Genomic DNA, 23269 nt, shown 5'->3' on the forward strand with positions numbered 1-23269 from the left:
ATGCTGGATGCTGGATGCTGGATGCTGGATGCTGGATGCTGGATGCTGGATGCTGGATGCTGGACGTGGCGGAGGGGAGGGACGTTATCTCGGCAACGCTGTCTTGAGTGATGTGAGGAGTTGAGATATACCGATGGAGCAGCATATATAGTGTTGTAGTCTTAGGTTCCCCTCCAGCATGTCGCCTCCATCCCTGCAACGTCGTCACATTTTGAAAATTGTCGTGCTGACTGTGTTCGGCACGCTGCTGGCGTGGTATTTGAGCGCGATCCTGAGCTTTGCGGGCAACTCGTACGGGTTTAACAACCGCTTCTCGGAGGTGGCCATCCAGCACCACTGGTGGTACCTGGTGTGGAGCAATCTGGTGGTGCTGAAGGGCTACCTGCTGGTGGCCGCCGGGTATGTGCTGCTCATTTACCCGCTGGTGCGGCTGTGGGGCAAGGTGCGGACCTTTGCGCGCTGGGGCGTCGTGTGGCGCACGCTGCTTTTTGCGGGGCTGCTGTATGGCTTTTTCATTTTCAAGCTGATGCTGGAGAAGCCGTATTTCGGTGACTACAGCTATTTGCTGGGCTGGTATGATGCGCTGGGACGGGTGTGTGGCACGGGCGTGCAGGATGCCGTGCATGGCATGATCACGCAGGTGTTTCCGCTGGTGGCTCTGGTGGCGGCGGCGGGCTTTTATCTCTTTGAGCTGCGCCTGTGGTTCACGCGGGCTGCAAGGCCGCTGCTGTTTAGCATCACGGCGGTGGCGGGCTTGCTGGGGTTGTTTGTGGTGAGCGGCTACGGGGTGAATCGCACTCCGGATGTGGAGGAGCTGGCGGGTGGCAGGAAGAGGCCCAAGAACATTGTCATCCTGGGGTCGGACTCGCTGCGTGCGGATCATCTCTCCTGCAATGGGTATCACCGACTGACGTCGCCGAACATCGACCGCATCGCGGCGAAGGGGGTGAATTTTGAGCGCTGCCTGACGCCGATCGCCTCGACGCTGGAATCGCTCACGAGCATGTTTTCCTCGCAGTATCCGCACACGCACGGGGTGCGGCACATGTTCCCGAGCCGGGCGATGGTGGACAAGGCGAATCAGGAAGCGCCCTCACTCGGCGCGGAGCTGAAGCGTCAGGGCTATGACACGGCGGTGATCGGCGACTGGTGTGCGTGCGGATTCAACGAGCTGCCGATGGGCTTCGAGAAAATCATTGTCTCCGATTTTGACAACTTTCGCGTGTACATGAGCGAGGTGGTCTTTTTGCATCATCAGATTCTGCCGCTGTTTTTTGACAATCACGTGGGGCACATGCTGTTTCCCAAGCTCAAGTCGTTCGCGAACTACATGACGCCGGAGGTGGTGACGGACCAGGTGATCGACCGCATCAAGCAGCGTGCGGGGGACCGGCAGCCGTTCCTGCTCTTTGGTTACTACTCCTGCACGCATCTCCCATACAAGACGCCCACGCATTACGCGAAGATGTGGACGGACCCGAAGTATGACGGTCCGCACAAACATGAGCTGGCGCTGAACGTGGACGAGTTCATCGGTGGCACGGACATCAACGAAAAGTGGAGCAAGCTGCCGCGCAAGGAGGTGGAGCAGATCACCGCGCTGTATGACGGCTGCGTGCGCATGTTTGACGATTCGGTGGGCCGTGTGGTGGCCGAACTGGAAAAGCAAGGGCTGCTGGATGACACGATCATCCTGGTCACCGGAGACCATGGGGATGATCTCTTTGAGCCGAACTGTACCTTTGGCCACGGCACCACCTTCAATGGCGGGGATCAGGCCAATCATGTGCCGGCGATTTTCCACATCCCTGGTCTGGAAAAGCCGCAGCGGCATGCACAGCTGGCGCGCACGCTAGACTTTGCACCCACCCTGCTGGACCTCGTGGGTGTGCCTGCGCAGCCGCGGTTTGAAGGCGCGAGCCTGGCGCCGCTGATCCGTGGGGAGAAGAAGAGTCTGGGGCTGGCTTACTTCGGTGAAACCAGCTACCTCTTTTTCCGCCGCACGATTCCGGGGGAGGAGCCGCTGTTCATTCCGCCGATGGATGAGACCACGTTCATTGATCCGGACTTTGACTTTCACTTTGTGCTCAAAGAGAAGTTTCAGGACGCGGTGCTGAAAACGAAGGAGCACTGCGTGCGCACGGAGCGCTTTAAATACATCAGGACTCCCGGGGTGAACCATTCGATCGAGCGCCTGTTTGATCTGCGCGAAGATCCGCACTGCGAGCGTGATTTGAAGGCGCGCTATCCCGAGGTGAAGGCGCGGCTTTCTGCTGCCATGGACCAGTGGCTGACCACGCACAAGCAGAGCACCACGGCGGAGATCTACGGCATTCTGGGAGAAGACACGCTGCAGCCGACTGCGCCATGAACGCCGCTGATCTGCCGCATCTTGTCATCGGGGCCTGCATGAACGTGCATCGTGCCCTGGGGCCCGGGCTGACACAGGACGCCTATGAAGAGTGCCTGGCCATCGAGCTGCGTGAGCTGGAGTTTGATTTCAAACGCCATGTGCCGCTGGAGTTCAACTACCATGGCCGCTTGGTGCAGACTGCGACGCGGCTGGACTTTGTGGTGGGTGATTCACTGCTGCTGCTGGTGCGCTCCCAGGAGGAGATCACGCGGCTGCAGCAGCAGGAATTGGAGTCCAAGGTGAGGCTGGGACACTACCAAACCGGGCTGATCGTCAATTTCAACGTGGCGACGCTGCGGAAGGGAATTCATCAGATCACGGTGAAGAGGCGGGCGGAGAGTGACAAGGGAGGCTGAAGAGCTGACGGACCGGAAAAAGGCTGGGGAAGCAGGAGTTGGAGGCTTCTCTTACAGGCTGGGCTGGGGCTGTTTAGGTCGGGGTTAACCCGCCAAGAGGGCATAAGCATTATGCAGGGATTGTTCACGATTGTGAAAAGGTTGTGCAATTGGCACGTTTATTCGAACATGAAGAAACTCTTCGCCCTCCCCCTCCTAGCGCTCGTTTCGCTGTCTTCTGCCCATGCTGCGGGCCAGATGGACACCGCTGCTGCTGCCAGGCAGATTGACTCGGTTCTGGCCAAAGACTGGGCGGCCAACAAGCTCCAAGGCAATCCGCAAACGGACGACAACACCTTCGTGCGCCGCATTTACCTGGATGTCATCGGGCGCATCCCGACCACCCGTGAGACGGAGGAGTTTCTGAACTCCAAGGATGCGAGCAAGCGCGCCAAGCTCATCGACAAGCTGCTGGCCTCCGAAGCCTATGTGCAGCATTTTTTCAACTACTGGGCCGATGTGCTGCGTGTGACCTCCAATGGCAATCAGACGGGTGCCATCACCGGCGCGGCCTATGCCAACTTCGTCAAAGACAGCCTGCGCAAAAACCAGCCGTACGATCAGTTTGTGCGTGAGATGGTGGCGGCGCAGGGCAAGGCCTGGGACAATGGAGCCATCGGTTACTACATGCGCGACCGTGGCATGCCGCTGGACAACATGGCGAACACCGTGCGCGTCTTCCTCGGCACCCGCATCGAGTGTGCGCAGTGCCACAACCACCCCTTCGACAAGTGGACGCAGATGCAGTTCTTCAAGATGGCCGCCTTCACCTATGGCGTGCAGACCCAGGACTACGGCGGCGACACCATGAGCGGGGTGACCGATCTGATGCGTGAAAAGGAAAACGCCATTCGCGCCTCCATCAAGGAGCCGCAGCGTCCGCAGCGCGCCAAGAACACCGGCAAACTGAGCAAGGAGGAACGAGCCGCTCTGGAGGCCAAGTTCGTCGAGGAGCAGAAGAAGTACGAGGCGGAGATGAAGGAGGTGAACAAGAAGCGCGAGGAAGCGCGCCAGGTGCTGCGCAAGGAACAGCGCGGCTATCAGGAAGCGATGAACGATGTGCGCGACACCATGCGCTACACCTCTGTGAGCAGCAGCGCGCGCAAGCCGACGCTGCCGCATGACTACCAGTACAGCGACGCCAAGCCCAAGTCTGCCGTCGAACCCGGCACGATGATGGGGCACGAGTGCATCACCCAAAACGGGGAGACACCCCTGCAGGCCTATGCGCGCTGGATGACCAGCCCTGAGAACCCACGCTTCACCACCGTCATCGCCAACCGCCTGTGGAAGCGCGTGTTTGGCCTGGCCCTCATCGAGCCTCTTGATGAGCTCATGGACAACACCGTGCCGATGATTCCTGAGATGGAGAAGCAGCTGGAGAAGCTGGTGGTGGACATGAATTACGACATGAAAGGCGTCCTGCGCGTCCTTTACAACACCAAGGCCTATCAGGCCCAGGTCACACGTGAAGAGCATGCGCCCGGCAATGTGTATCACTTCACCGGTCCGCTGCTGCGCCGCATGAGCGCCGAGCAGATGTGGGACTCCTTTGTCACCCTGATCAATCCCAGCCCGGATATGATCAACCAAGCCACCCGCGATGCCATGGAGCAGCGCATCCTGCAGGCGAAGAAGATCGCTGATGGCGTCGAGGCGCTCACACCTGAGGAAGCTCTGGCAGGTCTGAAGAAAGCCGCCGACATCTACAGCAAGAACCGTGAGCGCACCGATGCGCAGCAGAAGCTCTTTGCCGAGGCACGCCTCGCCACCAAGGAAGCCCGCGATGCCGCCGAGGCCCTGCCCGAAGGCCCTGCCAAAGTGGCTGCCATGGCCAAAGCGGATGAGCTCAAGAAGAAGGCCGACGCCATTCGCACTGAGGTCAACCGCATCCAGAACGAAGGACGCCGCGTCACCTACGCCGAGGTCATCGCTCCCGGGGAGAAGAAGCTCTTTGAAAAAGTCACCGGCAAGCCCTACCAGACCGTCTCCCTGACCAAGAACAGCGGTGGCGGCGACTCCTCCCCCGCGATGATGAGCGGTGGTGGCGACATGATGATGATGGCCAATGGTGCCAAGGCGGAGAAGATCCTCATCCCTGGCTACGACCGCAAGGAGCTCAGCCCGGAAGAACGGAAGGCGGTGGCCCTGAAGGCGCAGGCCGCCTACGCGGAAGAGGCGGATTTCTTTGGCATCAAAGATGAAAAGGAGCGCAAGTACTACATCAACCAGCGTGAGCGGATCAGCCGTGATACGCTGCGTGCCGCCGAGCTGGAAAGCCCCGCACCGCGCGGCCACTACCTGCGTGAGTTTGGCCAGAGCGACCGCGAGACCATCGAAAACGCGAACAATGACGCCAGCGTACCGCAGGCCCTGGCCATGATGAACGGCAGCCTCCTGCCGCAGATCACCAGCAAGTACAGCCAGCTCATGCTGACGGTGAACAAGGCCCCGTATGCGGATGACAAGGTGGACGCCGCCTACATGACCATCCTCTCCCGCAAGCCCACCGCCGCAGAAAAGGCCGTCTGGCTCAAGGCCCAGGACAGCGGCCTCAGCAGCATGGAGGACCTCGTTTTCTCCCTGCTGAACACGCAGCAGTTCATTTTCATTCAGTAAGACACGATCAACCCAACACCACACGCGCACCTCCCATGAAACAGGAACTTGCCTCCAAACTCGTCCGCTCAGGTGAAATCACCCGGCGTGATTTCGCTGCCAAGACAGCCAGCTCCCTCCTGGGAGTCGGTCTGCTGGGCCAGTCGCTCACCAGCAAATCCTTCGCCGCCTTTGAGGGTTCCTCGAAGCTGCGGCAGGCAGCCACGGCGAAGAACGTCATCTATCTCTACATGAGCGGTGGTCAGTCCCACATGGACACCTGGGATCCGAAGGAAGGCGTGGAAACCGCCGGCCCGACCAAGCCCATCAAGACCAGCGCGGATGGCGTGCGCATCTCCGAATACCTGCCGCTCACCGCGCAGCAGATGCACCACGGCACCGTCATCAATTCCCTCTCTTCCACCCAAGGTGCGCATGAGCAGGGGAACTACATGATGCACACCAGCTACGAGATGCGCGGCACCATCCGCCATCCCGCCATGGGCGCGTGGCTCAATGTGTTTCAGGGCGGTGGCAATAGCACCCTGCCAAACTTCGTCTTCATCGGCAATGACAGCCGTCATCCCGGCGCCGGCTTCTTCCCCGCGGCGCAGGCTCCGCTGTTCGTCAGCAATCCGGAGAACGGACTGAAGAACATCAAGAACGGCAGCCCCGAAGAGAAATTCCAGGCGCGCATGAAGCTGGCCGATGAGCTCGACAAGGACTTCCGCACCACCTTCCCGCACCGCAATGTGAAGGCCTATGCCGACATGTATGACGATGCCATGGCCATGATGAAGTCCGAAGACCTGAAGGCCTTCGACCTGACCCAGGAGCCCGGAGATCTCCGCGCCGCCTACGGCAAGGAAGCCTTCGGCCAGGGCTGCCTGCTCGCCCGCCGTCTGGTGGAGCGTGGTGTGCGCTTCGTGGAAGTTTCTCTCGGCGGCTGGGACACGCACAACGCCAACTTTGTGGCCGTGCCTGACCGCTGCGAAACTTTGGACAAAGGGCTGGCCACGCTGGTGGCTGACCTGCACAATCGCGGTCTCCTCGAAGACACCCTCATTGTGCTGACCTCTGAGTTCGGCCGCACGCCTGACATTAATCAGAACGCTGGTCGCGACCATTATCCGAAGGCCTTCTCCGGCGTCATGTTCGGCGGCGGCGTCAAAGGCGGCTTCACCTACGGCAAGACCGACAAGGAAGGTCGCGAAGTCGTGGAAGACAAAGTCAAGATCATGGACTTCAATGCCTCCATCGCCTATGCGCTGGGTCTGCCGCTGGACCAGGTCATCTACAGCCCGAGCAAGCGTCCGTTCACGATTGCCGACAAGGGGCAGCCGATTACGAACCTCTTCGCGTAAGCGGATTGCTTTGCGCTGTGTGTTTGAAACACGCGATGCCGGAAGGTGTCGCGTGTTTTGTTTTTAAGCCCAACGGGTTTTCGTATTTGAGCCCAGGGTTCGAAGAACCCTGGGTTACCGTCCTTTCATGGCCTCCTTCCCGTGCAACTCCAACGGAGTTGCGTCCGCCGCCGAATGATCCAAAACTTGCGCATGCCTCAATCCATCGCCCGAGTTTTGATCCACACCGTGTTTTCCACCAAGGGGCGCGAATCCGTCTTCCACGATCCGGCGTTTCGCTTCGAGGTTCACGCGTATCTCGGCGGGTGCGCCAAGACGCTCGACAGCCTGCCCATCCAGATCGGCGGTGTCGCGGATCACGTGCATCTTCTGACCACGTTGTCTCGCACGCTGGCGATTGCGGAGTTTGTGAAGGAGATCAAACGTGTCTCCACCAATTGGATTCAAAAGCGTGGTGGATTGTTCGGCCAGTTTCACTGGCAGGCCGGATATGGATGTTTCTCGGTGTCCGAATCTAATTTGAGCGCCGTATCGCAATACATTTCGAGACAGGAAGAGCATCATCGAAAGATCACGTTTCAGGAGGAATACCGTGAGTTGTTGCGACGCCATGGACAGACCTGGGATGAAGCATATGTGTGGGATTGAAGATAAAAGATGGCGCGGCGGCGGTGGACACAACCACGTTGTGGTTGGTCCTTGAGAGAACGGGATGATGGGTCGTGTACCCAGGGTTCTTCGAACCCTGGGCTCAAATATGGAAGGCCTTTGGCCTTCATCGAACATGCCGGCATGGCATGCGGCACACCCTCACCCCTTGGTCTTCTTCACCAGCTTCACGCCTTCGATGCGCATCTTTTTGTCGGCGGCTTTGCACATGTCGTAGATGGTCAGTGCGGCGATGCTGACGGCGGTGAGGGCTTCCATTTCGACGCCGGTGGGGGCGACGGTGATGGCGGTGGCGGTGATGTGGATGGCTTTGGGCCGCAATTCAAAATCGATCTGCACTTTGCTCAGCGGGATCTGGTGGCAGAGGGGGATGAGGAACTGCGTCTGCTTGGCGGCCTGGATGCCAGCGATGCGGGCGATGCTGAGGACGTCGCCTTTTTTGACCTGGTTTTTGCGGATGAGATCGAGCGTGGCAGGCTGGAGCAGGATGCGGCCTTCGGCGATGGCTTCGCGGCGGAGCGGGGGCTTGGCGGAGACATCGACCATGGCGGCTTCGCCTTTGCGGTTGAGATGGGTGAGCTGGCTCATGGGAAGGCGGATGCTAGGGATGAGGGGAGGTTATGGAAAGTGATATTTTGCCTTCGATGAGTGTGGGAGGCTGTGGGTGAGGCAGGGACTGTGTTCTGTTAGGTCGATTGGTTTTGGACAGGATTCACAGGATGATGGAATGATGCAGGATTAAGGCGTTGTGATTTGGGGGCGCGGGCTGATGGCGGGCGGGATTGAATTGATGCCTCGAATTTTGTTGAATCTGCAATCGTGTTAATCCTGTGCAGGCTTTTACTTGGACGTCAAAGCAGTTAACTGACATAAGAAGTATAATCAACGTGATGAAAGGATTCGTGAAACCATGTTTGGCGTAACCCATATGGATGGGTCGGGCGAAGATGATCCGCCTTTGGAAAGTCTGGCTGCTTTATATGATGAACTGAAGTTGTCTGGTATCATGAACGGAAGTGTGGCGGTCATTCATGATGACACAGGTTGGTGCATGTCTGCGCATCGTGATGGGAGAGTCGTTTTTGAACATCTTGTTGAAGGTATTGAGAGGCATATGAGGCCAGTTCCAAAGGAACGCGTGCTGGAGTTATGGCTGCGGCTGATTGGGGGAGATGTCGGGAGTCTTTTATGTGAAGACTGGAAGTCCGGCTACCGATGAAACCTTGTGCAAAGAGCCTTGGAGTGAACGGTTTCTGCGCGGGGCAAATTTGGAGTGCGTCTGCGGTGGCTGCCGCTTTCGAATGTCTCGTGGCAGGCATGAGGTGAGTTTCCTGAACGAGCCGATCAGCGTCTGCTTCGGAGAAGTTTGTGGACTGCATGCACTGGCAGGCCTGCGAAAGCGGTAGCTGCGATGCAGGCTTGCGCCTTGCATCTTCGCGACCGCACTCCAAGACGCTCTCGCGTTCTTGCAAGCTCTAGCCCCCAATCGCGATCATCCGGCGGTTCGGCTGGTAGTTGTGGCGGAAGTCGTGTTCCTTGGGTTTGCGGGAGACGACGTTTTGGAAGAAGGCGGCGAGTTCGGGGTCGGTGCAGCCGGCGCGGAGGACGGAGCGGAGGTCGAACTCGAGGTAGGAGCCGAGGCAGGGGCGGAGCTTGCCGTCGCAGGTGAGGCGGAGTTTGTTGCAGTTCTCGCAGAAGTGCAGGTTGGTCATCGCACCGATGAAGCCGATCTTCTGGCCGGTGGCGGGGATGAGATGGTAGGCGGCGGGTCCGTTGGTCTTGAAATCGGGCAGGGGTGTGAGCGGGCCGGTGGTCTGCTCAACGAGCTGCTTGGCGATGCCGATGGGGAGGAAGTTGTCCTCGCTCAGGACGTCCTGGGTGCTGACGGGCATGAGCTCGATGAAGCGGAGGAGGGCGTTCTTTTCGCGGGCGAAATGGATGAGGGCGGGCAGTTCGCGCTCGGTCTGGCCTTTCATGAGGACGCAGTTGAGCTTGATGGACTGGAAGCCGGCGGCGATGGCGGCGTCGATGCCCTCGAGGACGCGGGGGAGGAGATCGCGGCTGGTGGTGCGCTGGTAAGTGGCGCGGTCGAGGGAATCGAGGGAGATGTTGGCGGTGCGGACGCCGGCTTTGACGAGACGCTCGGCCATGGTGACGCCGTCTTCGAGTTTGGCGAGGAGTGTGCCGTTGGTGGAGATGCCGATGTCTTCGATGCCGGGGATCTGGGCGAGATTCGCGCAGAAACCGGCGACGCCGGGGCGGGTGAGGGGCTCGCCGCCGGTGACGCGGATTTTTTTAATGCCGAGGGTGGCACCGACGCGGACGGTGCGCAGGAGTTCCTCATAGCTGAGGGTTTCGTCCTTGGCGAACCAGGCCTGCTCCTCCTCGGGCATGCAGTACCGGCAGCGTTCGTTGCACCGGTCGGTGACGGAGACGCGCAGGTAGGAGATAAAATGGCCGAAGAGGTCTTCCACAGGAGGGGTTCTAACCACAGGGTACGCCTGTGCTCAAGCTTAGGTATGAACTCAAAATTTGGGGTGCGGCGGGGGCGTGGAGAGACTGTCTGCTATGGCGGCTTTTCAAAATGCATTTTCTTCATGGCTGGCATGAAGGACGTTCGGTTTGCCGCGGAGGTGTGGCATGGAACTTCAAAAATCAAAAATCGATTGTTCGACAATCGTCGATCCTCCGGCTCCAGAGCGTTCTGGATGTGAATGATTGAGGATTGATGAACAAGGATTGTTGATTTTCGAAGTGTCGATCTCCGCAAATCAGAGCATGCGGCTTACGCAGGCTGCAAGGGCAGGCGCATGGTGAAGGTGGTCTCGATGCCGGGGGAGCTGGTAAGTTCGATGGTGCCGCCGTGGGCTTCCACTGCGCGGCGGACGATGGAAAGGCCGAGGCCGGTGCCTTTCACCTGGGTGGAGGAGTGGTGCTTGTTCCCACGGTAGAAGCGCTTGAAGACGAAAGGCAGATCGTGCGCGGGGATGCCGATGCCGTTGTCGCTGACTTTGAGGATGCATTCGTCCTTTTTCCACTCTCCGGAGACGCGGATGACGAGGCCGGGCTTGGTGTTCTCCTTGATGGAGTTTTCGATGAGGTTGGTGAAGATCTGGTCCCAGTAGAAGCGGTCGCCGGTGAGCAGGCAGTCGCCCTTGGGGAAGTCCAGCTCGATGCGGGCATCCCGCCCTTCGAGCATGGGGGCGAGGTGATCGGCGGCGTCCTCGGCACAGTCATGCACGTCAAAGGGCTCCTTGTTCAAGGAGCTGCTGGCGTCTTCCAAGCGCGAGATGGCGAGCATGTCCTCGATGATGCGGGCGATGCGCTTGCCGTGCTTTTCCATGACATCGAGGCTGCGCTTCATCGTGGGGGATGATTTGGCCGAGTCTTCCTGCAGCATTTCGATGTAGCCGTTGATGAGGGTGAGCGGGGTGCGCAGCTCATGCGAGGCATTGGCCACGAAATCCCGGCGAATCTGCTCGGTCATGGCGGATTCGGTCACGTCCTGGATCATGAGCCAGGCGCCGCCGCCCACGTCCGGGCCCAGCGGAGCGGCCTCGATGATGAAGTAACGGCCACCCAGATTGGACCCGGCGCCGACGTCTGAGGGCAGCATTTGGATGCGGCGGGTGGAGTGGCGCTTTTCGGCCATGGATTCCTGCACGAGGTCGGAGATCTGGTGGTCGCGCACATCCTCGATGAGCGGGCGGCCGACGTGGATCTCCTTGCGGTGGAGGAGTTTTTTCAGCGGCGCATTGGCGTAGCGGATGCGCAGGTGGTCATCCACCAGCACGAGGCCCTGGCTGATTTCATCGAGCAGGGATTCGAAGACGCGGCGCTGCTCGGCCTGCTGCTCCGCCTGCTGGCGGGCGAGCAGGACGGTGGTGGCATGCATGGGCAGCAGGTCCGCATCCCGCGCTCTCAGACCGAGGTTTTTGGCCACTCCCTCCCAGCGTTTCGTCCAGTATTTCTCACGCCGAGCCCAGGCAAAAAGGCATACGCCAAGCATCAGGGCGAGAAAGAGGGAAAGGGAGGTCATGCAGGCTGGGGGGCGGCTAGTTCCGTCTGGAACTGAAAGCCGGTGCCGCGAATGGTGACGATATGTTCGCCGGCTGCACCGAGTTTTTCACGCAGGCGCTTGATATGAGTGTCCAGGGTACGGGTGGCGACGTCGCTGTTGTAGCCCCACACATCGCGCAGGAGATCGGCGCGGCTGTGTACGGCGGTGTCGTTTTCCATGAGGGTGGTGAGCAGCTTGAACTCGATGGTGGTCAGGTCCAGGGCCGTGCCATCCAAAAAAAGCTTCATGTTTTTGCGGTCCAGCATGAAGCGGCCGCGCTGGATTTCCGAAACGTGGGTGACCTTCTTCACGCGGCGGAGCACCGCGCTGATGCGCAGGTAGAGCTCGCGCGGGCTGAAGGGCTTGGTAAGGTAGTCGTCCGCGCCGAGTTCGAGGCCGGCGATCTTGTCGGTCACCTGGCCTTTGGCGGTAAGGATGATGACGGGGATGGCGGCGGTGCGGGTGTCTGCGCGGAGGCGCTTGAAGATCTGCATGCCGTCCAGGCCGGGCAGCATCAGGTCCAGCACAATGATTTCCGGCTGCTGAGCCAGCACGGCCGGCATGACCTGCAGACCGTTGCCGATGCAGATCGCCTCATGTCCTTCACGGTTGAGATGAAGGGAGATGAGTTCCGCGATGTCTGATTCATCCTCGACGATTAGTATCTTGCTCATGGAGTGGCTTTGTGATGTGGCCGTGCCATCGGCAAACTCATGATGGCAACGAAGGTGTCACATGGCAACAGTCTTGCTTTCTTCCCACATAACAAGCGTGACGGATTCGTCACGGTGACAAAGTTGGACTGCTTTAAGGGATGCGCTCCATCCTGCTTTCGTTCATTATCTCCCGAAATGAGGGTTCTCATCGTCACCGACACCTACCCGCCAGACATCAATGGCGTGGCGCGGACGCTGTACACCCTCGGAGCGGGCCTGGAACGCCGGGGACATGTGGTGGAGGTGGTCACCACGGTGGAGGAGGAAGGGGCCGGCCTGCAGCGCCATGTGATGCACTCCATGCCGCTGCCGGGGTATCCGGGGCTGCGCTTTGGCTTTGCCTCCACCCGCCAGATGCTGGAGCTGTTTGACGCCTTCCGGCCGGATGTGCTCTACGTGGCCACGGAAACGCTCATGGGCATCTCCGCCATCCGTGCGGCGGGGAAGCGCGACATCCCGGTGGTGTCCGGTTTCCACACCAATTTCCAAAACTACCTCGAAGACTACCACCTGCCCGGACTGGAAACGGTGGCCCAGGGGGTGCTGCGGACGATCCACAACCAGACGGCGCGGACGCTGACCCCTTCCGCAGACACGGCGGCGATGCTGGAACGCTGGGGCATCCAGAATGTGGGCGTGCTGGGGCGCGGGGTGGACACGGAGATGTTTGACCCGATTCGGCGTGATCCGGCCCTGAGGCAAAGCTGGGGCGCGGATGAGAGCACCCCGGTGGCCATCTACGTGGGCCGCGTGGCGGCGGAAAAGAATCTGGAGCTGGTGGTGCGCTCGTTTGATGTCTTTAAAGAAGTGCAGCCGAAGGCGCGCATGGTCATCGTGGGCAATGGTCCGCGCCTGGAGTCGCTGAAGGAGGAGCGGCCGGAGTTTCACTATGCCGGAGCGCGCACGGGGGCGGATCTGGCGGCGCACTATGCCTCGGGGGATGTGTTTCTCTTTCCCAGCATCACGGAAACTTTTGGCAATGTGGTGCTGGAGGCCATGGCCGCCGGGCTGGGGGTGGTGGCGTATGATTATGCGGCGCCGCGTTTGCTGATCCGCTCTGGCGAAAACGGCTGGCTGGCGCCGTTCAATGAGGAGGGGGCCTTTCTGGCGCAGACCCGCGTGGCCGCCGCCGCATGGCAAAACGACGCGCTGCGCTTTGCCGCCCGGCAGTCAGCCTTTGACCTGGGCTGGGAGCGGGTGATTGAACAATTTGAGCATGAGCTGGCATCAGTAATGCCTAAAACGAACGTTTTGATGTGATGAGTGAAGCCGCTCCCATTCTGAATCCCGCCACTGGCAAATCGAAGCTGCGCTTCAAAACCCTCTTCATTTCCGACGTGCATCTGGGCATGCCTGACAGCAAGGCGGCGCAGGCCTCCCACTTCCTGCGCAACTGCCTGTGCGACAAACTGGTGCTCAATGGCGACATCATTGATGCCTGGCATCTGCGCCGCATGGGCGGCTGGAACAAGGGGCACACCAACTTCATCCGCACCGTGCTGCGCAAGATGGAGAAGGAGAACACGGAGATCATCTACCTGCGCGGAAATCACGATGACGTGCTGGACCGCTTCATCCCGATCCAGTTTGAGCATTTCATCATCACGGACGAGCACATCCACCACACGCCGAAGGGGGACTACCTCGTGGTGCATGGAGACGGTTTTGATGCCGTGAGCACGAACCATGCGTGGCTGGCGCAGCTCGGCGGGCTGGGGTATAATTTTCTCCTGCGCATCAACCGGCTGTACAACGCGTATCGCGGCCTGCGGGGGAAGGAGCCCTTCTCCTTCAGCGCGTGGGTGAAGCAGAAGGTGAAGTCCACCATCGGTGCGGTGGGCAAGTACGAGGAGCAGCTGCAAAACCTGGCCAAGCAGCGCGGCTGCATCGGCATCATCTGCGGGCACATCCACAAGGCGGACAACAAGATGGTGGGCAGCACGCATTACCTCAATTCCGGCGACTGGGTGGAGTCCATGACCGCCATCGGGGAGAATCTCGACGGCACCTTTGAGATCATCAGTTACCCCGAATTCTGCGAGCGCACCCACCGAGACCCCAAAGGCGAGGTGGAGGAAGAGCTCCCGGTCCATATGGAATCTTCCGCAATTCCAATGTAGCGAAACCGTCACATTGAGTCATTTTAAAAGCCATGCACGAACACATCCTCTCCAGCTTCAACCATTCGCTCGACAAGCTCCGCGGCGACGTCCTTGCCATGGCCAGCATGGCGCGCAAGAATCTCGCCAGTGCGATGCGGGGTCTTTTGGAGCGTGACACCGACCTGTGCAACGCGGCCATCGCCGCGGATCAGGACGTGAACGAACTGGAGAAGAGCGTGGACAAACACGGCATGCAGATCCTGGTGAAGTTTCAGCCCACCGCGCATGACCTGCGGCAGGTGATGGGAACGATCCGCGTGGCGAACAATCTGGAGCGCATCGCGGATCAGGCATCGAGCATCGCCAAGCGCGCGCGCATCATCAACAACCTGCCCGAGTTTCCCGAAGTGAAGCTCATCCAGCCGGTGTATTCGCTGTGTGATCGCAATCTGGACCTGAGCCTGCAGGCCTTCCTCAATGCCGATCCCGATGCCGCGACCGCCGCGCGTCTGCTGGACAAGGAACTCGATGCCGCCGAGAAATCGCTGGATCGTCAAATCATCACCGTGATGGAATCCCACCACGCGGAACTGGAAGGCTACATCCACCTCATCTTCGTCGCTCGGTTTCTGGAGCGCGTGGGCGACCATGCGAAGAACATCTGCGAAGACACCATCTTCATTGAGCGCGCTGAAGACATCCGCTTCAGCAAGGACAAGCGTGCGGAGGTGGCTGCTGCGTCAGTGTCCAGCATGTGATGGTGCTCACGCGGTTCGCTTCTCGGCTTCGTAGCAGGTCATTCTGGTGGGGCAGGAAGTGCCGCCGCTTCTAGAACGAGATCAAGCCCGGCAGGACTCTGGCCGTTCCGGGAACAACTCTCTCATTTCCACAGCAACGCATGTCTTTTTCCACACCTCCTGTTCTCAAGCTCGACCGCCCGTACCAAGCCATCCTGTTCGACATGGACGGCACCCTGCTGGACTCACGCGCCGCCGTGGAGCGCGTCTGGCACGAATGGGCTGCCGGGCATGGGCGTGATGCGGGCCCTGTGCTGGCGGTGTGCCATGGGCGGCGCACCATCGACACCGTGCGTGAGTTTGCCATTCCGGGTCTGGATGAGGAAGCGGAGGCGCGGAAGCTGGAAGCTTGGGAGATTGACGATACGGAAGGCGTCGTCGCCATTGCGGGTGCTGCGGAGCTTCTCGCGCGGCTGCCAGCCGGTCGCTTCGCCGTCGTCACCTCCGCCAGCCGTGCGCTGGCCACGCGTCGTCTCAAAGCAGCCGGTCTGCCGATTCCCGCGCTGATGATCAACGCCGAGATGGTGGCGCACGGCAAACCTGATCCCGAAGGGTATATGAAGGGCGCCGCACTCTGCGGCACCACGGCGGACCAATGCCTGGTCTTCGAAGATGCCCCTGCAGGCATCGAGGCCGGCCGCCGCGCTGGCAGCGATGTGGTTGCCATCACCGCCGCGCGTCCGTTTCCATTTGAGGCGGGCTGTCCTGAGGTGCTGGACTACAACCACGTGCAGTTTGAGCTGGCGTAGGGTGGCTCCAGAACGAGCTCAAGCATGTGAGTGCTTGGCGAAAAAGAATGATGCTGACATGGGGGCGGATTTGTGAACAATCGTGGGTGATCAAAGATCCAATCCAACCATGAGCGCCACCGCCGAGTTTCCGGCCCTTTCTTTCGCCTGTCCCAAGCTCTGGGCGCAGATGGAGGGGAATGAGAAGACGCGCTTCTGTGATGTGTGCCAGAAGAACGTGCACAACCTTTCGATGATGAATGCGGAGGAACGCCAGGCGCTGCTGGTGGGCACGGGAGAAAGTCCCTGTGTGGCCTACTTCAAGTATTTGAACGGCACGCCGATTGATGTGACGGCGCTGCCAGATACGAATCCGCTCAAGAAGATCCTGACGCAGGCGGCGATGGTATCTCTGGGAGCCGTGGCCTTGGGCTCCATCGCGATGAACTCCATGACGCTGATGGAGGCCATCAGCAAGGATCCGGAAGCTCCGACGAAGGACATGGGTGGTTATCGTGACATGATGTCGATGGGCATGGCTTGTCAGGTGCCGCCAGGAGGTGTGCTGCCAGCTCCTCCCGTATGGGTGCCAATCAATACGCACCCTGTGCCAGAAGGACCGCGCAGAGGGCAGCCGTCGAGTGGCTTGTGACAAGTTGCCGGGCTCTTTTTGGAGTGCGCTGAGGTAGCTGCCGCCTCAGAGAGTCTCGTGGTACACAGAGCTGACCGGCCTGTGGAAAGCGGTGGCTGCGCTCCTTCGTCGCTGCGCAACCGCAGTCCAAATGGATTGCTTCTCGGAAGAACAAAAAAAAGGCGCTGTGTTTCCACAGCGCCCTGGCTTGAATCAAACTGACTTCATCCTCAAGGAATGTTGCCGGGAGTGGAAACACCTTCTTCGAGTTTGAGGGCCCACTTGATGCCGGCGAGGATCATTTCCTGATAGGTCTCGGCGATCTCGGGGCTGTTCTTGCGCTCCTTGGTGTCGGCTTTCCAAGTGGGGTCCCAGACGTCTTCGCGGTGGCCGAGGGAGTTGTAGTAGACACGACCGGCGCCGACTTCCTTGCACCAGGAGACGGGATAGTAGCGGCCTTTTTGGGCTTCGACATCCTTCAGGTCGGCATCCTTCTTGGGGTCTTCGATGTTCTTTTCCTTCCGCTGCGCGGCTTCCGCCTTCATCTGCTCGAGGTTCGGATGGGTGTTCAGGCCGAGGAGGCCGTGGACCTTGGCTTTGTCGAAGGTCTTGATGATGTAGATTTCGTCGAAGACCTTCCAGCCGAGGGGGACGGACTTGGTGATGGGATGGGCGGGGTCGTGAACGACGGGCTGGATTTCGACCTGGGATTTGTGGGTTTCGAATTCGCCGCCGAGCATGTCGATGTAGCCACGGAAGGGGTGGTAGGTGTCGGAGCCGGAGTGCATGGCGATGAAGGCCTTGCCGCCTTCGATGAGCTTGATGAAGCCGTCGCGGTCAGGGAGGAGGAGATCGCCGGTGGTGTTGGCGAAGACGAAGCCGTCGTAGCCTTTGATTTTATCGAGCGCCATCTTGTCGGCCATGTAGGCTTTGATCTTGTCGTTCCAGATCTTGTTGGCTTCATTGAAGTCTGCGGAAGCCTTGCTGAAAGCTTCGGCCTTGGCCTTGAAGGATTCGTCGGTGTCCTTGGGCCCACGCTCAGGCGCCTTGCCGGGATTCTTCGGCTGGCCTTCGGGCTGGTGGACGAAATCGACGGTGAAGGCACCGGACTTGGCACCGAGTTCAGCGAGGACTTTCTCGGCGGTCTCGATGGAGGAATGACGGAAGCCAGTGGTGACAGTGACAACGAGGAGCTTCTTCGGCTCCGCGTAAGCGGAAAGCGAGAGAGCAGCGACAAACAGGAGCGTGAGGCGTTTGATCATGGGTGGAAGAGGCAAACGTGGCGCGGTGCGGATGTTTTGCAGGCGGAAAGTAAAGGGAATGACGAATGACGAATGACGAATGACGAATGACGAATGACGAATGACGAATGACGAATGACATGCCGGCGGGGGCATGCGGGCGCAAAAGTCATTTCCGGCGTGGCGAACTGGAGGCCGTTCGTTTTTGCCGCAGAGGGGCAAAGGGGCAGAGGTGGCAGAGATTTTGATTTGTGTTGGCTGCTCCCACTTGGAAGCCTCTCCAAATGATATGGCCGAAAGCGGTTTTGGAAACGCTGCCTGCGTCTTGTTCGAAGCCCGCAGTCCCCAGTTCTCAGAAGAAGATGCTCAGCGTGATGGAGCCGAATAGCTGGCCTTCGGGCTGGCCTTTGAACTCGCGGGTGCGGTAGGTGAAGGCGTAGCTGAGCTTGGAGTTGCGCCAGTTCATGGCTAAGCCGACGGAGAGATCGGCGACGAAAATGTTTTTGTCCACGGAGTGGCTGCTGCGGAAGGTGTTGCCATCGAGGAAGATGTTGCGGGCGACGGCGCGGCCTTCAGCGCGGGCAAACATGTGCATGCCAAAGCGGTGAACCCAGTTTCTGGCTGCCGCGCCTTCCACGGGTGTGGGCGTGGTGGCTGCATCGCTGATGCCGCTGGTGCCAAAGTCATCGGGCAGATTGTAGCCAAAGCGATACTCGCCGCCCACATTGGCGAGGGTGTAAACATTGCCCAGCGTGGCTCCGGCATAAGGGAGGAAGTCACAGGCCAGCCCGCTGCCATCTGGATTGCTGCGGAAGCGCCACTTGCGTTCGTAGGAGGCATTGATGCCGACTTCATTGCGGAGCTGGTTGTCCCAGCCCTGCGGAGAGCGCTGGCCGAGGGCATGGTGCACGGCATGCTGGGTCTCCTCCCCCATGGCCCAGGGGCCGACGACGCCAATATTCAACACGAAGGTGTTCTTCACGCGTGGCGTTTTCCAGACCAGACCCAGCCCGCCATACAGCCAGCCGGCATAGGGGCGCTCGTTTGGCACCAGGGTGTTGGCCTGGGTGTTCACCGGGGTGAAAAGGCTCTGGCCAATGAAGACGGCCACATTGCGCGTGTAGCCGGAGTCACCCATCAAGGGGGCGTCGTCAAAGAAGCCGGCCACATTCCCCGCTGTGGGGTCATCGCTGAATTTGTTGAGGCTGGGAGATGTCCAGCTGATGCGCGCGCCATTCGTGTAATCGCGGTCCGTGTCGGCGAAGGCGTCATTTTCAAAATAGAAAGTGAGCGCGCCAAAATGCGCAGGGCTCACATCATGCGATATCCGGGCGGGATCGATGCCTTGGGATGGCTGGTTAGGATTCACATCCGGGGCAAGCTGGGCCAGCACCAGATGAGGCAGGGCGAAAAAGGCGATAAGGGAGAGCGCGGTTTTCATAGGCAGAAAAAAGTTACTATAACCCGTGGGCGCACGTCCATCGTAAAAGGGAAGCTGGGCGGATGTGCCCAAGATCAGAAATTTTCCGTTAAGGCTGTCACGGCTGGGCTCATATCTGCAACAGGCGACGAAAAAGCGATTTCCGGTGCGTTTGTGTGAGATGAAATCAATCTTCTGCTTTCTGTTTCTGTCTCTGTCTGTGGTGATGTCTCATGCGCAAACGGCCGCACCGGTGACGGTGGACGCGGGCAAACATCCCAATTTGCAAGCCGCGCTGGATGCCCTGCCGGCAGCCGGGGGGCTCGTCACCATCCCGCCGGGGAACTATGAGATCACCGAGCCGCTGCGGGTGAAGACTGCGGAGACGCGCATCGTGGGCAGCGGTGCGGCCACCCACATCCTTAACAAGAATGAAGCGGGCGCCCCCGCCTTCATCCTTCGCCCGCCGACTCTCGACACCGACAAGAAGGCGCAGCTTTGGCGCGTGCAGATGGCGGACCTGCGAGTGAGCGGCAATGAGAAGAGCGGCGACGGCATCTTTGCCGAAGGCATCCAGGAGATCTATTTCGAAGGCGTGTCGGTGGACCACCACGGCGGCCATGGCATCCACATGGTGAACTGCACGGAAGATCCGCGCGTGGCGGACTGCATCCTCACCTACAACAAGAAGAGCGGGATCGAGATCCTCGGCGGGCATGACATCGTGGTGAACGCGAACCACTTTGAAGAGAACTGGGACGGGCTGCGCTGCATCGATGCCTTCAACCTGTGCATGAACGGGAACAACATCGACGATCACCTGGGCAATGGCGTGATCATTGAGAACACCTACGGCTCCGTGCTCAGCGGCAACATGATCGAGGAGTGCAATGGCACGGCGATCATCCTGGACCGCGACTGCTATGGGATCACGCTGAGTGCGAACGTGATCGCCCATCATCTGCAGGGTGGCATTGACCTGCGGGATGCCTGCGGCTGCACGCTGAGCGCGAACACCTTTGTGCTGGCGCATGAGTTTTCAGTGCGGGTGGGGAAGGACTCCGAGCGCAACACGATCAGCGGCAACACCTTCTGCAACACCTACATCGGGGCAGGGAAGGATAAGCGCCCTGCTGAGGCGAAAACGCCGATGGGGATCGATGCAGGGACGGGGGTGCTGATTGAGGAAGGGGTCAATGGAGTGGTTCTCAATGGGAATACATTTTCCGGGTTGTCCACCGCAGCGGTATGGAGTAGGGGAGTGGTGAAGAATGTCATGATCACATGCAACCTTTGCATGGATATTGGCCGTAAACTTGCTAAGAAGAGTGCTAGCTTTGATTTGACGCCCAAATCAGTCGTCTTGATCAAAGACAACTTGGACGAAACCCCAACCTCCGCCCCCTGACCTCCCATGCTTGATGTGCAGCGCAACCGTGGCGCCAAGCACCGTGAAGAAATCGACTTCACGCGCAAGCTCATATGGGCACACATGATTTTCGGAGCGGCGGTGATCACGCTGTTTTTGTTTCACGAGGTGTTTCGCTGGTTCGCCGGATCCCTGGTCTGGTATGCCCTGAGTCTGGTGGTGATGTATGGTTTTATGAATGGACAGCGGTCCTGCCGCTTGCTGCTGGCGCTGGTGTTTCTGGCGGGAGCAGGTGCGGGTCTGTATTTCCTGAGCCGCGTCCTGCCAGACACCACGGAGCCACGTGCTGCCCTGGTGCCGCATGCGGTGATCCCACTGTGGGTGGGAGTGGCGAATCTGAGCTATTCCCTTGGGGCGATGTTTGTGCTCTTCAGCCCCCGCATCCGCCGCGCGGGGGAGACGGGGTTTATGCTGTGGTGAGATGGGGGTGCAAGCGGAGCGGCGTTCGCGGCTTCACGCAGGGTAAGACGAATACAGCCCTAGTTTCCTGATGGCCACTCAGGCGGGCATGAATGGGGTCTGATTACCGCAGATCATCCATCTCATAGATGGGACGGATTTCGATTTCGCTGGGCTGGGGCATGGGATTGGGGCAGCGCTTTGCCCAGGCGAGGGCTTCGTCCATGTCCTTGACCTCCCAGAGCCAGAAACCGGCGACGAGTTCGCGGGTGTGAGGGAAGGGACCGTCGATGACGGTACGATTGGGGCCGTCGAATGCCACGCGCTTGCCGTAGCTGGAGGGCTTGAGGCCATCGCAATCGATCAAGATGCCGGCGGCGCGGAGTTCGTCATTGAACCGGCCCATGGCTTTCATGGATTCGAGGACCTCAGGCGTGGGGACGAAGTCTTGATCGCTGACGTCGTTGTTTTTGACGAGGACGAGAACGCGCATGGGGGAGCTCCTTGGGATGAGATGGGTGGTTGGGCGGCAAGCGGGGATTTGAGGCCGGTGTTCCAGCGACAAAGGGTTATTCGAGTTTGAAGGCCGCTGTGGTGGTGAAAAAAAAACGAATGGGAGGGATGGCGATAGATGCGTACTAAATGCCAGGCATTATTTTAACAAGTTTGTCATGATCCTTTGATCTGCAATAAACTGAATCGGATTTTGGAATACAAAATTGGCGCGTGACTGGCGAGGTCTTGCTGGAGATGGGGGGGCTTCCACCTTTTGGATCGGCCGGGGCGCGATGGATGGCAGTGGGGGAAAACAACAACGCCGAAGAGGGATGCTCTTCGGCGTGTTGATGAGGTGAGTTGGGCTGAGTCGAAACTCGCGAAGCTCGTCTTATTTCTTCCGGTCCCGGATCGCACCCGTTTTGAGGCGGAGGCCGTTGAGGCGGATGAAGCCGGTGGCGTCGTCCTGGTTGTAGGCCTTCGTGGGGTCGGCTTCCATGGTGGCGATCTGCGGATTGTAGAGGCTGAAGACGCTCTTACGGCCGGCGGGGATGATGTTGCCTTTGTAGAGCTTCACACGGACGGTGCCGCTGACCTTCTTCTGGCTCTCGGTGACGAGGGCCTGGAGGGCGAGGCGCTCTGGGGCGTACCAGAAGCCATTGTACACCAGGGTGGCGTATTTCGGGATTAGGCTGTCACGCAGGTGCATGACTTCGCGGTCCATGGTGAGGCTTTCGATCTGGCGATGAGCGAAGTGCAGGATGCTGCCGCCGGGGGTTTCGTAGACTCCGCGGCTCTTCATGCCGACGAAGCGGTTTTCCACCATGTCCACGCGGCCGACGCCGTGCTTGCCGCCGAGCTTGTTGAGGAGCTTCATGACGCCGAGAGGGGAAAGGAGCTTGCCGTTGACGGCGATGCAATTGCCCTTTTCGAATTCGAGGATGACGGTTTCAGCCTTGTCCGGGGCGTCTTCGGGGAAGACGGAGAGGGTGTTGAAGTAGCCTTTGTTCTTCGGATCGCTGGCGTCAAACCAAGGGTCTTCGAGAATGCCGGCCTCATAGCTGATGTGCAGGAGGTTGCGGTCCATCGAGAAGGGCTTCTTGGCGCTGGCCTGGACGGGGATCTTTTTCTCGTCGCAGTAGGCGATCATCTCGGCACGGCCGGGGAACTGGGTGCGGAAGCGCTCGTCACGCCATGGGGCGATGATTTCGATCTCCGGGGCGAGGGCGGCGGCGGTGAGCTCAAAGCGCACTTGGTCGTTGCCCTTGCCGGTGGCGCCGTGGGCGATGAAACCAGCCTTCTCAGCCTTGGCGATCTCCACCATGCGCTTGGCGATGAGGGGGCGGGCGATGCTGGTGCCGAGGAAGTACTCGCCTTCGTAGATGGCTCCGGCCTGGATCATCGGGAAGATGAAATCGGTGGCAAACTCCTCCTGCAGGTCGTCGATGTAGATCTTCGAGGCTCCGGTCTTTTTGGCCTTGGCGTTCAGGCCTTTGAGCTCATCGTCCTGGCCGACGTTGGCGCAGAAGGCGATGACCTCGGCGTTGTAGGTTTCCTTGATCCAGGAGAGAAGGACGGAGGTGTCGAGGCCGCCGGAGTATGCGAGAACGATTTTTTTGCTCATGTTTGCCACTTTTTTGAGGGGGGCGCGGAGAATAAGGGCAATCGAAGGTGTGTCGAGCTCCGGAGTGCGCCTTTTTTACAAAATTGGGGGGGATGAAAAATGGTTGTTTAGGGAAACTTAAATAAATGCGTTCTTTCTATTGAAATTATAATGAGTATTGTTAAGCTGACTTTATTCGCAAAAATTAC

21 protein-coding genes are annotated in these 23269 nt (G+C 59.4%); 13 read left to right on the top strand and 8 right to left on the bottom strand.

The annotated features are described in order from the left end of the window. Nucleotides 1–178: 178 nt before the first annotated feature. The 5 genes from AC3RLQ_RS02210 to AC3RLQ_RS02230 all read left to right on the top strand — a co-directional run bounded on the left by AC3RLQ_RS02210 (nt 179) and on the right by AC3RLQ_RS02230 (nt 7418). Nucleotides 179–2371 carry a sulfatase-like hydrolase/transferase gene (locus tag AC3RLQ_RS02210; protein WP_493033918.1) on the top strand — a complete coding sequence of 731 codons (2193 nt, stop codon included), beginning with the start codon at nt 179–181 and terminating at the stop codon, nt 2369–2371. After that, nucleotides 2368–2769 (top strand): GxxExxY protein, encoded by a 402-nt coding sequence (locus tag AC3RLQ_RS02215; RefSeq protein ID WP_493033920.1) that lies wholly within the window; start codon nt 2368–2370, stop codon nt 2767–2769. The genes AC3RLQ_RS02210 and AC3RLQ_RS02215 overlap by 4 nt, the downstream gene beginning before the upstream one ends. A gap of 168 nt (nt 2770–2937) precedes the next feature. Next, nucleotides 2938–5427: a DUF1549 domain-containing protein gene (locus AC3RLQ_RS02220; RefSeq protein ID WP_493033922.1), complete on the top strand. Its 2490-nt coding sequence runs from the start codon at nt 2938–2940 to the stop codon at nt 5425–5427. A 35-nt stretch (nt 5428–5462) separates the two neighbouring features. Beyond that, entirely contained in the window at nt 5463–6770 is a 1308-nt protein-coding gene (locus AC3RLQ_RS02225) for a DUF1501 domain-containing protein (RefSeq protein ID WP_487687282.1), read from the top strand. Between the two features lie 192 nt (nt 6771–6962). Next, nucleotides 6963–7418 (top strand): transposase, encoded by a 456-nt coding sequence (locus tag AC3RLQ_RS02230; protein WP_493033924.1) that lies wholly within the window; start codon nt 6963–6965, stop codon nt 7416–7418. A gap of 162 nt (nt 7419–7580) precedes the next feature. Here the strand turns inward: AC3RLQ_RS02230 and moaC are convergent, their stop codons facing one another. Further along, entirely contained in the window at nt 7581–8027 is a 447-nt protein-coding gene (gene moaC / locus AC3RLQ_RS02235; protein ID WP_493033926.1) for a cyclic pyranopterin monophosphate synthase MoaC, read from the bottom strand. 322 nt (nt 8028–8349) lie between these two features. On the opposite strand from moaC, the gene AC3RLQ_RS02240 reads away from it, so the two are divergent. Then, entirely contained in the window at nt 8350–8658 is a 309-nt protein-coding gene (locus tag AC3RLQ_RS02240; protein ID WP_493033928.1) for a hypothetical protein, read from the top strand. A gap of 256 nt (nt 8659–8914) precedes the next feature. Here the strand turns inward: AC3RLQ_RS02240 and moaA are convergent, their stop codons facing one another. The 3 genes from moaA to AC3RLQ_RS02255 all read right to left on the bottom strand — a co-directional run bounded on the left by moaA (nt 8915) and on the right by AC3RLQ_RS02255 (nt 12173). Continuing rightward, entirely contained in the window at nt 8915–9913 is a 999-nt protein-coding gene (gene moaA, locus AC3RLQ_RS02245) for a GTP 3',8-cyclase MoaA (protein WP_493033930.1), read from the bottom strand. Between the two features lie 311 nt (nt 9914–10224). Continuing rightward, nucleotides 10225–11478, bottom strand: coding sequence for a sensor histidine kinase (locus AC3RLQ_RS02250; protein ID WP_493033932.1), 1254 nt, complete (start codon nt 11476–11478; stop codon nt 10225–10227). Continuing rightward, nucleotides 11475–12173, bottom strand: coding sequence for a response regulator (locus AC3RLQ_RS02255; RefSeq protein ID WP_487687297.1), 699 nt, complete (start codon nt 12171–12173; stop codon nt 11475–11477). The genes AC3RLQ_RS02250 and AC3RLQ_RS02255 overlap by 4 nt, the downstream gene beginning before the upstream one ends. A gap of 177 nt (nt 12174–12350) precedes the next feature. Here AC3RLQ_RS02255 and AC3RLQ_RS02260 point away from each other — a divergent pair, with 177 nt between their 5' ends. The 5 genes from AC3RLQ_RS02260 to AC3RLQ_RS02280 all read left to right on the top strand — a co-directional run bounded on the left by AC3RLQ_RS02260 (nt 12351) and on the right by AC3RLQ_RS02280 (nt 16494). Further along, the gene (locus AC3RLQ_RS02260) at nt 12351–13475 is read left to right on the top strand and encodes a glycosyltransferase family 4 protein (protein WP_493033935.1); all 1125 of its coding nucleotides are present in this window, start codon (nt 12351–12353) and stop codon (nt 13473–13475) included. After that, the gene (locus AC3RLQ_RS02265) at nt 13475–14335 is read left to right on the top strand and encodes a UDP-2,3-diacylglucosamine diphosphatase (protein ID WP_493033937.1); all 861 of its coding nucleotides are present in this window, start codon (nt 13475–13477) and stop codon (nt 14333–14335) included. The genes AC3RLQ_RS02260 and AC3RLQ_RS02265 overlap by 1 nt, the downstream gene beginning before the upstream one ends. A gap of 32 nt (nt 14336–14367) precedes the next feature. Continuing rightward, the gene (gene phoU, locus AC3RLQ_RS02270) at nt 14368–15075 is read left to right on the top strand and encodes a phosphate signaling complex protein PhoU (RefSeq protein ID WP_493033939.1); all 708 of its coding nucleotides are present in this window, start codon (nt 14368–14370) and stop codon (nt 15073–15075) included. Nucleotides 15076–15215: 140 nt separating this feature from the next. Continuing rightward, nucleotides 15216–15863 (top strand): HAD-IA family hydrolase, encoded by a 648-nt coding sequence (locus AC3RLQ_RS02275; protein ID WP_493033941.1) that lies wholly within the window; start codon nt 15216–15218, stop codon nt 15861–15863. 109 nt (nt 15864–15972) lie between these two features. Next, on the top strand, nt 15973–16494 hold the full coding sequence (locus AC3RLQ_RS02280) for a hypothetical protein (protein ID WP_493033949.1): 522 nt from the start codon (nt 15973–15975) through the stop codon (nt 16492–16494). Between the two features lie 209 nt (nt 16495–16703). Here AC3RLQ_RS02280 and AC3RLQ_RS02285 read toward each other — a convergent pair whose 3' ends face one another. Next, complete coding sequence (locus AC3RLQ_RS02285; protein WP_493033974.1) at nt 16704–17870, bottom strand: ThuA domain-containing protein; 1167 nt, start codon at nt 17868–17870, stop codon at nt 16704–16706. A 196-nt stretch (nt 17871–18066) separates the two neighbouring features. Then, the gene (locus AC3RLQ_RS02290; protein WP_493033976.1) at nt 18067–19155 is read right to left on the bottom strand and encodes a lipid A deacylase LpxR family protein; all 1089 of its coding nucleotides are present in this window, start codon (nt 19153–19155) and stop codon (nt 18067–18069) included. 160 nt (nt 19156–19315) lie between these two features. On the opposite strand from AC3RLQ_RS02290, the gene AC3RLQ_RS02295 reads away from it, so the two are divergent. Both AC3RLQ_RS02295 and AC3RLQ_RS02300 read left to right on the top strand, forming a co-directional pair. Next, nucleotides 19316–20542, top strand: a complete 1227-nt coding sequence (locus AC3RLQ_RS02295) for a right-handed parallel beta-helix repeat-containing protein (protein ID WP_493033977.1) — start codon at nt 19316–19318, stop codon at nt 20540–20542. Nucleotides 20543–20548: 6 nt separating this feature from the next. Beyond that, nucleotides 20549–20983 carry a hypothetical protein gene (locus AC3RLQ_RS02300; RefSeq protein ID WP_493033978.1) on the top strand — a complete coding sequence of 145 codons (435 nt, stop codon included), beginning with the start codon at nt 20549–20551 and terminating at the stop codon, nt 20981–20983. Between the two features lie 103 nt (nt 20984–21086). On the opposite strand, the gene AC3RLQ_RS02305 is transcribed toward AC3RLQ_RS02300, so the two are convergent. Then, complete coding sequence (locus tag AC3RLQ_RS02305; RefSeq protein ID WP_493033979.1) at nt 21087–21455, bottom strand: YciI family protein; 369 nt, start codon at nt 21453–21455, stop codon at nt 21087–21089. Between the two features lie 393 nt (nt 21456–21848). After that, nucleotides 21849–23081: an argininosuccinate synthase gene (locus AC3RLQ_RS02310; RefSeq protein ID WP_397383789.1), complete on the bottom strand. Its 1233-nt coding sequence runs from the start codon at nt 23079–23081 to the stop codon at nt 21849–21851. Nucleotides 23082–23269 lie beyond the last annotated feature (188 nt).

Source organism: Prosthecobacter sp. GW821-HT29F12, from assembly GCF_058803405.1.

Coding starts and splice junctions, on each gene's coding strand:
- AC3RLQ_RS02210 (WP_493033918.1), top strand. CDS start 179: ATGTCGCCTCCATCCCTGCAACGTCGTCACATTTTGAAAATTGTCGTG.
- AC3RLQ_RS02215 (WP_493033920.1), top strand. CDS start 2,368: ATGAACGCCGCTGATCTGCCGCATCTTGTCATCGGGGCCTGCATGAAC.
- AC3RLQ_RS02220 (WP_493033922.1), top strand. CDS start 2,938: ATGAAGAAACTCTTCGCCCTCCCCCTCCTAGCGCTCGTTTCGCTGTCT.
- AC3RLQ_RS02225 (WP_487687282.1), top strand. CDS start 5,463: ATGAAACAGGAACTTGCCTCCAAACTCGTCCGCTCAGGTGAAATCACC.
- AC3RLQ_RS02230 (WP_493033924.1), top strand. CDS start 6,963: ATGCCTCAATCCATCGCCCGAGTTTTGATCCACACCGTGTTTTCCACC.
- moaC (WP_493033926.1), bottom strand. CDS start 8,027: ATGAGCCAGCTCACCCATCTCAACCGCAAAGGCGAAGCCGCCATGGTC.
- AC3RLQ_RS02240 (WP_493033928.1), top strand. CDS start 8,350: ATGTTTGGCGTAACCCATATGGATGGGTCGGGCGAAGATGATCCGCCT.
- AC3RLQ_RS02250 (WP_493033932.1), bottom strand. CDS start 11,478: ATGACCTCCCTTTCCCTCTTTCTCGCCCTGATGCTTGGCGTATGCCTT.
- AC3RLQ_RS02255 (WP_487687297.1), bottom strand. CDS start 12,173: ATGAGCAAGATACTAATCGTCGAGGATGAATCAGACATCGCGGAACTC.
- AC3RLQ_RS02260 (WP_493033935.1), top strand. CDS start 12,351: ATGAGGGTTCTCATCGTCACCGACACCTACCCGCCAGACATCAATGGC.
- AC3RLQ_RS02265 (WP_493033937.1), top strand. CDS start 13,475: ATGAGTGAAGCCGCTCCCATTCTGAATCCCGCCACTGGCAAATCGAAG.
- phoU (WP_493033939.1), top strand. CDS start 14,368: ATGCACGAACACATCCTCTCCAGCTTCAACCATTCGCTCGACAAGCTC.
- AC3RLQ_RS02275 (WP_493033941.1), top strand. CDS start 15,216: ATGTCTTTTTCCACACCTCCTGTTCTCAAGCTCGACCGCCCGTACCAA.
- AC3RLQ_RS02280 (WP_493033949.1), top strand. CDS start 15,973: ATGAGCGCCACCGCCGAGTTTCCGGCCCTTTCTTTCGCCTGTCCCAAG.
- AC3RLQ_RS02285 (WP_493033974.1), bottom strand. CDS start 17,870: ATGCCCCCGCCGGCATGTCATTCGTCATTCGTCATTCGTCATTCGTCA.
- AC3RLQ_RS02290 (WP_493033976.1), bottom strand. CDS start 19,155: ATGAAAACCGCGCTCTCCCTTATCGCCTTTTTCGCCCTGCCTCATCTG.
- AC3RLQ_RS02295 (WP_493033977.1), top strand. CDS start 19,316: ATGAAATCAATCTTCTGCTTTCTGTTTCTGTCTCTGTCTGTGGTGATG.
- AC3RLQ_RS02300 (WP_493033978.1), top strand. CDS start 20,549: ATGCTTGATGTGCAGCGCAACCGTGGCGCCAAGCACCGTGAAGAAATC.
- AC3RLQ_RS02305 (WP_493033979.1), bottom strand. CDS start 21,455: ATGCGCGTTCTCGTCCTCGTCAAAAACAACGACGTCAGCGATCAAGAC.
- AC3RLQ_RS02310 (WP_397383789.1), bottom strand. CDS start 23,081: ATGAGCAAAAAAATCGTTCTCGCATACTCCGGCGGCCTCGACACCTCC.